Source organism: Streptococcus cameli (assembly GCF_053207365.1).
In genome coordinates this window covers 220,465-233,271 of sequence record NZ_JBRUIM010000001.1, presented here as the reverse complement: position 1 = coordinate 233,271, position 12,807 = coordinate 220,465, and the positions used below count along the sequence as shown (strand labels likewise).

Below are 12,807 nucleotides of genomic sequence, written 5' to 3'. Positions count from 1 at the left end.
TTCACTGCTTTCCACGTTTTCCATTATAACACTTTTTAAAATTATGTCAAACGTTTTGCAGAAATTTTATTTTTTAGCATAAAACAATTGATTTTTAAACAGAAAACGTTTACTATATATAGTGAGATAAACGAGATTGAGGAGTATCTATGAATCTATCACAAGAAGTCCGCTACCGCCCTTATGCCGACTGGAGCGAGACTGAAAAAAAACAAATCCAAGAAAATATTGCCAAATCCCCATGGCGGGTTGGCTACCATATCGAACCGCAAACTGGTCTTTTAAACGATCCAAATGGTTTTTCTTTCTTTAACGGAAAATATGTCCTCTTTTACCAAAACTGGCCTTTTGGCGCGGCCCACGGTTTAAAACAATGGGTCTACACCGAATCAGAGGACTTGGTGCATTTTACCGAAACTGAGACCCGCTTGTTGCCAGATCACCCTCACGATAGCCACGGTGCCTATTCTGGTTCTGCTTACGAAGTCGATGGCAAACTCTTCTTGTTTTATACAGGAAATGTCCGTGATGAAAATTGGATCCGCACCCCCTTGCAAATCGGAGCTTGGATGGACAAAGACGGGAACATTGAAAAGATGTCCGACGTTTTGATTGCACCTGCAGCCGATGCGACTGAGCATTTCCGTGATCCACAAATCTTTGACTATCAAGGCCAATTTTACGCCATTGTCGGTGCACAAAACCATGACAAACAAGGCTTTATTAAACTGTATCAAGCCATGGACAATGACGTCACCAATTGGGAATTCATTGGCAATTTAGAGTTTGAGGGAACTGGATCTGAATATATGATCGAGTGTCCTAACCTCGTCTTTGTGGATGGAAAACCAGTCTTACTTTATAGCCCACAAGGGTTAGACAAGGCTGAGCTGGATTACCAAAATATCTACCCAAACACCTATAAAATAGCCGATCAATTCGACCCACACACTGCCCGCCTCATCAACCCATCACCGATTTTGAATTTGGATTTTGGTTTTGAGGCCTATGCCACACAAGGGTTCAATGCACCAGACGGCCGTGCCTTAATTGTCAGTTGGATTGGCTTACCGGATGTTGACTACCCGACCGACCAATTTGATTACCAGGGTGCTATGAGTTTGGTTAAAGAATTGTCCATCAAAGATGGAAAACTCTACCAATATCCTGTGGCTGCCATCAAAGACTTGCGCATCAAAGAAGAAAACTTTGCTGCAAAAGAAGAAACAAGCAATTCTTATGAATTGGAACTGACTATCCCTGCAAATGATGTGACTGACTTGGTCTTATTTGCAGGTGCAAACGGTAAGGGCCTACGTCTCACCATTGATACCAAAGAAGGAGTTGTCACCTTAGACCGTAGCCAGGCCGGTGTCCAATATGCTACTGACTTTGGAACGACTCGTCACTGTGAAGTGGAGCCTGGTGAAACGACTGCTCGCATTTTTGTTGACAAATCCATCATCGAAATTTTCATTAACAAAGGAGAAAAAGTCTTTACTAGTCGCGTCTTCCCTGAAGAAGGCCAATCAGGAATTTCTATCCTTTCTGGTGCCGCTACTGGTCAATACTTTGAACTAAAAGGAACACATGGTCGCTAAATTAACAGATGTTGCAGCCCTTGCTGGAGTCAGTCCAACAACTGTCTCTCGGGTCATCAACAAAAAGGGATACTTATCCCAAAAAACCATTGACAAGGTCCAGGCTGCCATGCGGGAATTGGGCTACCAACCCAATAATTTCGCACGAAGCTTGCAAGGAAAATCAGCCAAACTGATTGGACTGATCTTCCCCAATATCAGCAATATCTTCTATGCAGAGCTGATTGAATACTTAGAAATTGCCCTCTTCGAACAGGGCTACAAAACCATCATTTGCAACAGCGAAAACAATCCTGTCAAAGAAAAAGAATACTTGGAAATGCTGGCAGCCAATCAAGTAGACGGTATCATCTCCTCCAGTCACAACCTGGGAATCGATGATTACGAGCGGGTCGAGGCTCCCATTATTGCCTTTGACCGAAACCTGGCCCCACACATTCCAATTATTTCATCGGATAACTTTGAAGGTGGCAAATTGGCTGCGCAAACCTTGGAAAAACACGGTTGCCAAAAGATGATCATGATCACAGGTAACGACAATTCCGATTCTCCAACAGGATTGCGTCAGCTAGGTTTTTCCTTCCATTTAAAACAAAGTGGAATTGCCCCACACATTATCAAGGTCCCAAACAACTTGTCCAATATGCGGCGAGAATTGGAAATCAAATCCATTTTATCCCAACACGAACCAGACGGTATCTTTGTGTCGGATGATTTGACGGCTATCTTAACCATTAAAATCGCCCAGCAGTTGGGACTGTCCATTCCCCAAGATGTCAAAATTATTGGCTATGATGGAACGAACTTCATTGAGAATTTTTACCCACAATTGACCACCATCAAGCAACCCTTAAAAGAAATTGCTCAACTGACCGTAGAAGTCTTGCTCAAAAAAATTGCCAGACAAAAAACTAGCAAGGACTATATCTTGCCCATTCGGTTATTACCTGGACAGAGTGTTTAATGCAACTAAAAACTCTTAGAAAAGCTCACTAATGATCTTTCTGAGAGTTTTTTTGTGAATCGGTTACACTAAACTAGACAGTCTTATAAAGTATTCTACACTAAAGAAAACAGGAGAATTCTATGTCTAGAAAAATACACCGTCATTTTACGGATGCCTTTAAACAACAAATCGTTGACCTTCACACTGCAGGGATGAAACGAAGTGCGCTGATCAAAGAATATGATTTAACCCCCTCGACCTTTGACAAGTGGGTGAGACAAGCTAAAACAACTGGATCCTTCAAATCGGTTGATAATCTTACAGATGAACAGCGGGAGCTGATAGCCCTTAGAAAGCCGAAACAAAGAACTTGAAAGGCAGTTAGACATCCTAAAGCAAGCAGCAGTGATTATGGCACAAAAAGGGAAATAATCACTGCTAACAAGAATAAGTACAACATTTCAGCTATGTGTCGTTAGTTGAATCTCCCGCGTTCCAGCTATTACTACAAATCCACGGAGGCAGTATCTGAAGCTGACCTTGAAGAAAAGGTGAAGCAGATTTTTCTTGAAAGCAAATCACGATACGGTGCTCGAAAGATCAAGCAATGTCTGGCCTCAGACGGGATCATTCTATCTCGTCGTCGCATTCGTCGGATAATGAAGCGATTAAATCTCGTATCTGTTTACCAGCAGTCTAGCTTCAAGCCTCATTCTAAAGGGAAAAACGAAGTCCCTATTCCAAATCGCTTAGCCAGACAGTTCCACCAAGAAAAACCACTGGAAGCAATTGTGACAGATTTGACCTATGTCCGTGTTGGTCAGCGCTGGGCTTATGTTTGCTTGATAATTGACCTCTATAATCGTGAAATCATTGGTCTGTCAGTCGGATGGCAGAAGACTGCAGAACTCGTAAAGCAAGCGATTCAGAGCATTCCTTATGCTTTAACCAAGGTCCATCTTTTTCATTCTGACCGTTGCAAGGAGTTTGATAATCAGCTGATTGATGAGGTATTGGAAGCCTTTGGCATCACCCGTTCCCTCAGTCAAGCTGGCTGTCCTTATGACAATGCGGTAGCTGAGGGCACCTACCGCTCCTTTAAACTGGAGTTTATTCATCAAGAAACATTTCAGTCACTTGAAGAACTAACCCTTAAAACCAAGGACTATGTCCACTGGTGGAATCATCATCGCATACACGGTAGTCTCAATTACCAAACACCCATCGCTAAGCGAGTGAGCGCTTAACGAAAAAACACTTTATAAAAATTGTACAGAAAAGGGTTGCCTTTTCATTGATTTGTAAAAAGGTTGAAGACGCCTGCTCAAACAGAACCCTCTTCAACCTTATCTACTAGAATATTGGATCTCTTTTATTCTTTTTCAAATTGGCTAAAATCTGGACTTTCATCATATGCCCACTCTGGACGACTATCTTCTTCTCCGATGTCTCTTAAAGAAATTGGTGCATTTTTTGTACGTATCACAACGGTAGCTTGTGATTCTTTTGCATCATATTGATAAGTTGAAATCTTCTCATCTTCTATAGCCGTACGTGGAACTTGTTTCACATCAATCATGATTCTTTCTTTTTCTGCTTTTAAATCAAAGCTAGTCTGCTCCAATGTTTCAAGTTCGAATAACGACACGCCAATGTTTTTTGTTTCAATTTCAACCTGACCAAGGTAGACCATTCCCTCCAAAGATAGTGTACTAGCGGGATATGCATCTGAACTAAGTACCTTGATTCGGCTGTCTTTTAACTGATTTTCCATCATATAGATATAGGAAATATCCTCCACTTCCAGATCGAGATTTTCCAGTCGACTCTCCAAAAGACCAATACTCCCTTCTCCTCTAAAGAACAATTCCCCGCTTTTAATGTAAGTTTCATTCAAGTAGAAACTGCTGCTATTTACTTGACCTGAGATCGAATCAACGAGGCTCTTTTCGCTAATCGTTATACTACTGTTGGAAACACTATCTAATACCAACTCCTGTATATGGAGCCCTGTAGTACTGAGTGAACTACCTGAATGCAATCGAAGCCGAACTTCCTTCAAATCCAATCCTTTTGGAACTTGCACAACAACCGGATATGGTTTATCTACCGGAAAAGTTCGAAACTCTTTCAAAATACTCAAAATGTCTGTATTGATTTCAACCTCAGATGAAACCTGTTGTTTTTGCTCGTTTTTAAGGGACAAGACCCCTTTTTCGTTTATCGCTTTCACATCGCCTAGCTGGTAAGATTCTGTTTCGACTTGGGTTTCTACTACCGTTACAAACTCAACTTCCGCTTCCTCAATCAAGAGATTTAGACCAGATAAATCCAAATCGAACCGTTCCACATTTTTAAATTCATGGGTTTTAATTTCCTCTTTGACATTCGAAGTCATATAAATTCTCTTAACATCTTTGGCTCCGCCCATCAACAAACCAAGGCCAATGGCTACGAAACCAGCCAAAAGACAAAACAGACCAATTACTGCTACTTTTTTCTGCCATTTAACCATTTTTCTTCACCTTTCTATACAAATGCCGTGCCAGTAAAACAACTCCTTTACCCGATAATGTACTAGCTTTAATTGCAAGTATAAATAGTAAGAAGGAAGCACCTAGACTGAGCAAGCCACCACCGATATTGAAGAACAGAATCCCTGTTGTCTGAAAATGCGTCAGACTTTCCCAAAGAAAAGCTCCACCTAGTAGTAAGCAAACAAGAACACCAGAAAACAACATTAGTAAAAAACAAATAACCAAAAGGATACCTGTCGCAACTAGTAACAACAAGGGAAGCAATACCATTAGACCTACTGGCGTTGCCGCAATCGCTAACAAAGCAAACCAAATCACTCCCAGTTTTTCCTTATGGGTTTGAGCTTCTTCGACCTTTTTGTCCAGCAAGTCCTCCATCACATCAGCTGAAGCAGTTTTGGGATCTCCCAAGCTAGTCATTAAATCTTGTTCTCCCTCAACACCAGCATCATCAAATAATTCTGTGAAATACCGCATAGTATCTTCATAGTCTGACTTTGATAACCCTTTTAAATGACTTGCTAAGGCAATCAAATACTTTTCGCGTTTCATTTCCGTACTCTCCCTTCAATAATGTTTGCTAAAATACCGATATGGTTGTCCCATTCTTCTTTGAGATACAACAGATACTCTCTACCAGTTTCTGTTATAGCATAATATTTCCGTTGTCTTCCTTGGTGTTCTTGACTATATGTCGTGACACGTTCCGATTGCTCTAATTTTTTTAAAATAGGATAGAGACTGGATTCTCGAATGGGGGCGACCAACTTAATAGTCTGACTTATCTCATACCCATAGGAATCTTGCTCGCTAACAATCGCTAAAATCAAGAATTCGATCAAGGTTGAGGATATAGGAAAATGCATCGAACTCCCTCCTTGTGTTTTATTTTTTTATATATTTTATTTTGTTATATGCTTATTTTAAACCTATTGATTTTATTTGTCAAGGAAAAACAAAAAACAACTTAGAGAGAACTCTAAGTTGTTATTCTGTTACAAAGTGGGTCAAAATCCCATTGATAAATTTAGCAGATGCCTCATCTGAAAATTCTTTGGCCAATTCAATGGCTTCATTGACCGCAACACGGTCAGGGGTTTCGTCCTGGTATTGGATTTCAAACAAACCCAAACGCAAGATGCTCTTGTCGATATTGGTCAGACGGTTCAAGGTCCAACCCGATTTCAAGCGGGTCGCCAAGCTGGCATCTAAGGCATCCTTGTGTTCGTAAACACCTGTTACCAACTGCAAGAGAAAAAGTGGAATCTCCACTTCAGCTTCGACTTCACTATCATACAAATAGGAAAATTGAGCTGCTTGTAGTGGATCTTGCCCAAACTCCAAGGACACAATGGCTTGAAGAGCTCGTTTCCGAAGGTGTTTTCTAGAATCTTGTGGTTTATTCTTCATCGAGGAAGTCCTCGCCGAACAAGTCTTTCAATTCTGGTTTTGGCGTTTCAGTTGGGACAATACCAACCACATGGATATTGACTGCTGAAACAGTCACATCTGCATAGTTTTGTACGGCTGTTTTCACAGCACGTTGGATATCCATTGATACTGCTGGCACATTGATACCGTATTCTAGGTAAACATAGATATCCGCAGTTAAGACACCTTCTTCATCCGTTTGAAGATAGACACCACGGTTGAGAGCCCCTTTGGATAATCCGTCTGTCAAATTTTTGTTGTGAAGTGAATGAACTCCTTCCACTTTTGCAGACGCAATACCTGTGATTACTTCTAAAACATGCGGTGCAATAACAATTTCACCAAGATTTTCTGTTGTCATAATCGGTTCCTTTCTAGTAGGAGAATACCGACCGGTTCATTGTCTTTCATGCTAGCAAATGAGATTTCCCATTTGTCACAATTCATTTACAATCAACTAGTCTGCATTCATTTCTTAGGCACGTGATACGTATGTTCCTTCAGCTGTATTGATCACTAATTTTTGACCAGCTTCGATGAAGTCAGGAACGTTTACAACCAAACCTGTCTCAAGAGTTGCTGGTTTACCAGAACCTGTTACAGTTGCACCCTTGATAGATGGTTGCGTTTCAACTACTGTCAATTCAACGGTTGTTGGAACCGTCACACCGATCACTTCCTCACCAAAGAATTGGATTTTCACTTCTGAGTTTTCAAGAATGAATTTCAGCTCTTCTTCTACATTAACCGTTGGGATTTCGTATTGCTCAAAGCTTTCAGTATCCATAAAGTAAGCAATGTCATCCATTTGGTACAAGTATGTCGCACCGCGTGTTTCGATGATGGCTTGTTCAAATTTTTCATCTGGACGGTATGTTGTATCAAATGTTGAACCAGTACGCACATCACGCAATTTCATCCGCATGATGGTGTTTCCTTTACCTGGTTTGTGGTGGCTAGCATCCAAGACACGCAACAAACGACCTTCATCTGTTGTAAACGTCATACCAGCTCTTAATTTACTTGCATCTACCATTGTAGTATTACCTCTTCAAAAAATATTTATTCGGTTTATTTTACCATAAATAAAGGCTTTTCTCAAATCTTTTCTTCTTTTAACAAACTGGCTTTTGATTGAAAAAAGTGCTCATTCGAGCACTTGCCTTAGATCACAATCAATTCTTTTGGTGCATGAGTTAAGATTTCACAGCCTGTTTCGGTAATGAGGAGGTCATCTTCAATCCGAAGGCCGTATTTGCCATCCAGGTAAATACCCGGCTCATCCGTAATCACCATACCAGCCTGAAGCACTTCTTCAGTCTTTCTAAAGAAAGGCTCCTCATGCACATCTAGTCCAATTCCGTGGCCAATGCCATGGGTAAAATAAGCCCCATAGCCTGCTTCTTCAATCACCTTTCGTGGAATCCCATCAACATCAATAAAGGACAGACCTGCCTTGGCTTTTTCGATCAAAGCCAGATTTGCTCTTAACACAATGTCGTAAATTTCCCGCTCTTCATCGGTCACATGACCAACATGAACAGTCCGCGTCATGTCACTCACATAATGGTTGTAGTAACAGCCAAAGTCCAAGGTTAAGGACTCACCAGCTAAGATGACCTTGTCACTCGCTCGCCCATGAGGCATGGCAGAACGGAAACCTGATGCTGCAATGGTATCAAAGGAAATACTGGATGCTCCGTACTCCCTCATGCGGAAATCGAGGAAGGTTGCCACCTCCAGTTCCGTTGTTTGCCCTGGCTTAATAAAGTCCAAGACATCCAAGAAAGCCTTATCTGAAATGCCACAAGCCTGTTTGATGGTCGCAACCTCAGAGGCATCCTTGATCAGACGCAACTCTTCTACGAAATTGGTTATTGGTTGCAATTGGTAATCCGAGAATGTTGCTTGCAACTGTTGGTAATAGCGAAAGGTAACTGCACTGTCAAATCCGATTGTCTCCATCTTGTCTGTTGCAATAGCCTTGGCAATTTCTCCCAATTCATCTCGACTATCAATGATGTCAAATCCTTTGACGATTTCTTTTGCCATCAAAATATAACGGGAATCCGTCACAAAAATTCGGCGTTTATCACTGATAAAGACTGTCGCATTGCTTCCGTGAAATCCTGTTAGGTAGTAAATATTGGTTAGGTTTGTCACCAAAATACCATCCACAGCTGTTTCAGCTAACTTTTCCTCAAAACGCTTGATCCGTTGTTCGATATAATTTGTCATTCTTGCCTCCAGAAAATAGATTACTCTTATTTTAGCATGAAAAAAATGAAATTGCGAGAGAAGAAAAAACCAATCTTAAGATCGGTTTTTTAGTTTGCTCTTCAAATACTGGCCTGTAAAACTATCAGGATGGTTGGCGACTTCTTCTGGTGTACCGGTCGCAACAATGGTACCGCCACCAACACCGCCTTCCGGCCCCAAATCTATAACATGGTCGGCCGTTTTGATCACATCCAAATTGTGTTCAATCACCAAAACGGTATTGCCATCATCCACAAAGCGTGTCAAGACCGTTAAGAGCTGGGCGATGTCTTCTGTGTGAAGACCCGTTGTCGGCTCGTCTAGGATATAGAGACTCTTGCCGGTCGAACGCTTGTGCAATTCAGAAGCCAACTTCATCCGTTGAGCTTCGCCCCCAGATAGGGTGGTTGCAGGCTGACCCAAGGTAACGTATCCCAATCCAACGTCCTGAATGGTCCGAATTTTGCGTTCAATTTTCGGAATGTGTTTGAAAAACTCAACAGCATCATTTACCGTCATATCCAAGACTTGAGCGATATTTTTTTCCTTGTAATGCACTTCCAAGGTCTCGGAATTGTAGCGCGTACCGTGGCAGACTTCACAAGGAACATACACGTCCGGTAAAAAATGCATTTCAATCTTGATGATCCCATCACCGCTACAAGCTTCACAGCGGCCACCTTTGACATTAAAGGAGAAACGCCCCTTCTTATAACCACGAACCTTGGCTTCATTGGTCTTGGCAAAGAGATCACGAATGTCATCAAAGACACCTGTGTAGGTTGCTGGATTGGAACGTGGTGTGCGGCCAATTGGACTTTGGTCAATATCAATCAAACGATCCAAGTGTTCAATTCCATTAACCACTTTGTGTTTGCCAGGTTTTTCAGAATTCTTGTTGAGTTTTTGGGCAACGGCTTTTTTCAAGATCGCATTGACCAAGGTTGATTTCCCAGAACCAGACACACCTGTTACAGCAATAAACTTCCCAAGTGGGAAGCGAACGGTGATGTCTTGGAGATTGTTTTCCTTGGCACCCACCACTTCGAGAAAACGTCCGTTTCCGATTCGACGCTCCAAAGGAACAGGGATTTCCCGCTTACCAGCCAGGTATTGTCCGGTAATAGACTTCTTGTTTTTGGCAACCTGTTTCGGTGTTCCTGCTGCCACCACTTCGCCACCAAAAACGCCTGCACCCGGCCCCATATCAATCAGGTAATCCGCCTCTCTCATCGTGTCTTCATCGTGTTCCACCACAATCAGGGTATTGCCCAAGTCTCGCATCTTTTTCAGACTGGCAATCAGGCGGTCATTGTCTCGCTGGTGCAGTCCGATAGAAGGTTCATCCAATATATAGAGAACACCTGAAAGATTAGACCCGATTTGTGTTGCCAAGCGAATCCGCTGGCTTTCTCCACCAGAAAGCGTCCCTGCTGCACGCGATAAGGTCAAGTAATTCAAGCCTACATTGTTCAAGAAAGACAAGCGGTCCTTGATCTCTTTTAAAATCGGTGTTGCAATGGTCGCATCATTCTTGGACAACTCCAGAGCATCAAGGTAAAGCAGGTGATCGGCCACTGATAAATCAGAGACTTGCCCCAAGTGAAAACCTTCTTCTCCTCCTACTCGAACGGCCAAAGCCTGGTCGTTGAGACGGTAGCCGTGGCAGGTTGCGCAGGTCAGTTCATTCATATAGGTCCGCATAACATTGCGGGTGTAATCACTATTGGTTTCCTTGTAGCGGCGTTCAATATTGGGAACAATCCCCTCAAATGGAATATCGATGTCTCGAACACCACCAAATTCATTTTCATAATGAAAATGGAATTCCTTGCCATCTGATCCATAGAGAATCAAGTCTTGTTCTTCTTGGGATAAAGACTTAAAGGGTTGGTCCATGTTAACTCCAAACTGGGCCATGGCCTGTTCCAACATCTGCGGGTAGTAATTAGACGAAATCGGATTCCAAGGCGCCAATGCTCCTTCTCGCAAGGTCTTTTTCGCATCAGGAATCACCAAATCCAAATCGACCTCTAACTTCATTCCCAAGCCATCGCACTCGGAACAAGAACCAAAAGGGGCATTAAAGGAGAAGAGGCGGGGTTCCAATTCTGGAATGGTAAATCCGCAGACTGGACAGGCGTAATGCTCTGAATACAAGAGTTCCTTGTCATCCATGGTATCAATCAGCACATAGCCATCTGCAATCCGAAGAGCAGCCTCAATCGAATCAAATAAGCGACTCCGAATCCCGTCTTTAATCACAATCCGATCAATAACGACTTCAATATCGTGCTGCTTGCTTTTAGACAACTCCGGCACTTCGGTAACATCATACACTTCGCCGTCAACCCGCACACGGACATAGCCATCCTTCTGTACTTTCTCAAAAAGGGTTTTAAACTGACCTTTTTTCTTACGGACAATCGGAGCCAGTACTTGTAGGCGTTGGCGTTCTGGCAATTCCAGCACTTCATCTACTATTTGTTCAACGGATGAGGCCGCAATTTCACCATGTCCGTTTACACAGTAGGGTTTCCCCACTCGAGCATATAGGAGGCGGAGGTAATCGTTGATTTCCGTTGCTGTTCCAACCGTTGATCGGGGATTTTTTGACGTTGTTTTTTGATCAATGGAAATGGCTGGACTCAAGCCCTCAATCGAATCCACATCTGGCTTGTCCATATTGCCCAAAAATTGACGGGCATAAGCTGACAGGCTTTCAACGTAACGTCTTTGTCCTTCGGCATAGAGCGTATCAAAAGCCAAGCTGGATTTCCCTGAGCCAGACAAACCAGTGACCACGACCAATTTATCTCGTGGAATCGCCACATCAATATTTTTTAAATTATGAGCTCTCGCTCCATGTATTTTAATGGTATCTTGCATGATTCTTCCCAAAAGTTTACCAGCCTTTCTGCAGTAGAAGCTCTGCTTGACCTCAATAGGCCATAGACTGAAAAAACTTTCCTTTCAATGTACGTTCAATTATACCATATTTTCGCAAAAACCTTTTCCTTTGGAGTGCTTTTTGATATAATAAGAGGTACGCCAAAATGCGTAAAATAAGCCAAGGAGGAGCATTGTATGAGACAGATTTTTCTATCTACACTGACTGATTTAGAAGAAATCCAGACCTTTGAACCGGGTACATGGATTAACTTGGTCAACCCCTCCCAGAGCGAATCCATGGAAGTGGCAGAACACTTCAATATCGATATCACCGATTTACGAGCACCGCTCGATGCGGAAGAAACCTCTCGTATTGTGGTGGAAGATGATTACAAACTCATCATCGTCGACGTTCCTATCCTAGAAGACCGTAGCAACAAAACCTATTACGTTACCATTCCTCTAGGAATTATCCTCACAGAAAATGCGATTATTACTACTTGTTTGGAGGAGTTACCCCTCTTTGACCAATTCATCCACAATCGCCTGAGAAATTTTTATACCTTCATGCGGTCACGCTTTGTTTTCCAAATTCTCTATCGAAACGCACAGCTCTATCTGAGTGCCCTGCGTATCATTGATCGAAAGAGTGAAGAGATCGAGCAACAGCTCCATGAAGCAACTCGAAACGAAGAGCTGATCGACCTCATGGAACTCGAAAAAACCATCGTCTACTTTAAAGCCTCCCTCAAAATGAACGAGCGAATTGTTAAAAAATTAGCCAGTTCATCTAGCCTTCTTCGCAAATATGAAGAAGACGAGGACTTACTAGAAGATACCTTGATTGAAAACCAACAGGCCATTGAGATGGCAGATATCTATGGAAACATTTTGAATTCCATGACCCAAGCTTATGCTTCAATTATTTCCAATAACCAGAACACCATCATGAAGACCTTGGCGCTTGCAACCATTGTCTTGTCGATTCCAACCATGATTTTCTCGGCCTATGGTATGAACTTTAAAGGCAATGATATCCCCTTTAACGACCACCCATTTGCCTTTGAATTGATCATACTCTTTGCCTTTGCAAGCAGTCTTTTCTTAACTTTCTACTTTATTCGTAAAAAATGGTTTTAAG

Annotated in this window: 11 protein-coding genes and 1 pseudogene; 4 read left to right on the top strand and 8 right to left on the bottom strand. The window is 42.2% G+C overall.

Annotated elements, in window-relative coordinates:
- The first annotated feature begins 149 nt into the window (after positions 1–149).
- The 3 genes and pseudogenes from ACVR1I_RS01195 (at position 150) to ACVR1I_RS01185 (ending at position 3,794) form a co-directional block, all read left to right on the top strand.
- The gene (locus tag ACVR1I_RS01195) at positions 150–1,601 is read left to right on the top strand and encodes a sucrose-6-phosphate hydrolase (RefSeq protein ID WP_447442222.1); all 1,452 of its coding nucleotides are present in this window, start codon (positions 150–152) and stop codon (positions 1,599–1,601) included.
- Entirely contained in the window at positions 1,591–2,565 is a 975-nt protein-coding gene (locus ACVR1I_RS01190; RefSeq protein ID WP_447442221.1) for a LacI family DNA-binding transcriptional regulator, read from the top strand. Before ACVR1I_RS01195 ends, ACVR1I_RS01190 begins: the two co-directional genes overlap by 11 nt.
- Positions 2,566–2,687: 122 nt before the next feature.
- Positions 2,688–3,794 (top strand): annotated as a pseudogene (locus ACVR1I_RS01185) (IS3 family transposase).
- Between the two features lie 125 nt (positions 3,795–3,919).
- On the opposite strand, the gene ACVR1I_RS01180 reads toward ACVR1I_RS01185, so the two are convergent.
- The 8 genes from ACVR1I_RS01180 to uvrA form a co-directional block, all read right to left on the bottom strand.
- Positions 3,920–5,062, bottom strand: coding sequence for a hypothetical protein (locus ACVR1I_RS01180; protein ID WP_447442220.1), 1,143 nt, complete (start codon positions 5,060–5,062; stop codon positions 3,920–3,922).
- On the bottom strand, positions 5,055–5,636 hold the full coding sequence (locus ACVR1I_RS01175; RefSeq protein WP_447442219.1) for a DUF1700 domain-containing protein: 582 nt from the start codon (positions 5,634–5,636) through the stop codon (positions 5,055–5,057). The genes ACVR1I_RS01180 and ACVR1I_RS01175 overlap by 8 nt, the downstream gene beginning before the upstream one ends.
- The gene (locus tag ACVR1I_RS01170) at positions 5,633–5,950 is read right to left on the bottom strand and encodes a PadR family transcriptional regulator (protein ID WP_447442218.1); all 318 of its coding nucleotides are present in this window, start codon (positions 5,948–5,950) and stop codon (positions 5,633–5,635) included. The genes ACVR1I_RS01175 and ACVR1I_RS01170 overlap by 4 nt, the downstream gene beginning before the upstream one ends.
- 121 nt (positions 5,951–6,071) lie before the next feature.
- Positions 6,072–6,494 carry a transcription antitermination factor NusB gene (gene nusB / locus ACVR1I_RS01165; RefSeq protein WP_447442217.1) on the bottom strand — a complete coding sequence of 141 codons (423 nt, stop codon included), beginning with the start codon at positions 6,492–6,494 and terminating at the stop codon, positions 6,072–6,074.
- The gene (locus ACVR1I_RS01160) at positions 6,484–6,876 is read right to left on the bottom strand and encodes an Asp23/Gls24 family envelope stress response protein (RefSeq protein WP_447442216.1); all 393 of its coding nucleotides are present in this window, start codon (positions 6,874–6,876) and stop codon (positions 6,484–6,486) included. The genes nusB and ACVR1I_RS01160 overlap by 11 nt, the downstream gene beginning before the upstream one ends.
- A gap of 114 nt (positions 6,877–6,990) precedes the next feature.
- Positions 6,991–7,551 (bottom strand): elongation factor P, encoded by a 561-nt coding sequence (gene efp, locus ACVR1I_RS01155; protein WP_447442215.1) that lies wholly within the window; start codon positions 7,549–7,551, stop codon positions 6,991–6,993.
- A gap of 128 nt (positions 7,552–7,679) precedes the next feature.
- On the bottom strand, positions 7,680–8,753 hold the full coding sequence (locus ACVR1I_RS01150; RefSeq protein WP_447442214.1) for a M24 family metallopeptidase: 1,074 nt from the start codon (positions 8,751–8,753) through the stop codon (positions 7,680–7,682).
- Positions 8,754–8,828: 75 nt separating this feature from the next.
- Positions 8,829–11,663, bottom strand: a complete 2,835-nt coding sequence (uvrA, locus tag ACVR1I_RS01145; protein ID WP_447442213.1) for an excinuclease ABC subunit UvrA — start codon at positions 11,661–11,663, stop codon at positions 8,829–8,831.
- Between the two features lie 198 nt (positions 11,664–11,861).
- Between uvrA and ACVR1I_RS01140 the strand changes: the two genes are divergently transcribed.
- Positions 11,862–12,806 (top strand): magnesium transporter CorA family protein, encoded by a 945-nt coding sequence (locus ACVR1I_RS01140; protein WP_447442212.1) that lies wholly within the window; start codon positions 11,862–11,864, stop codon positions 12,804–12,806.
- Position 12,807 lies beyond the last annotated feature (1 nt).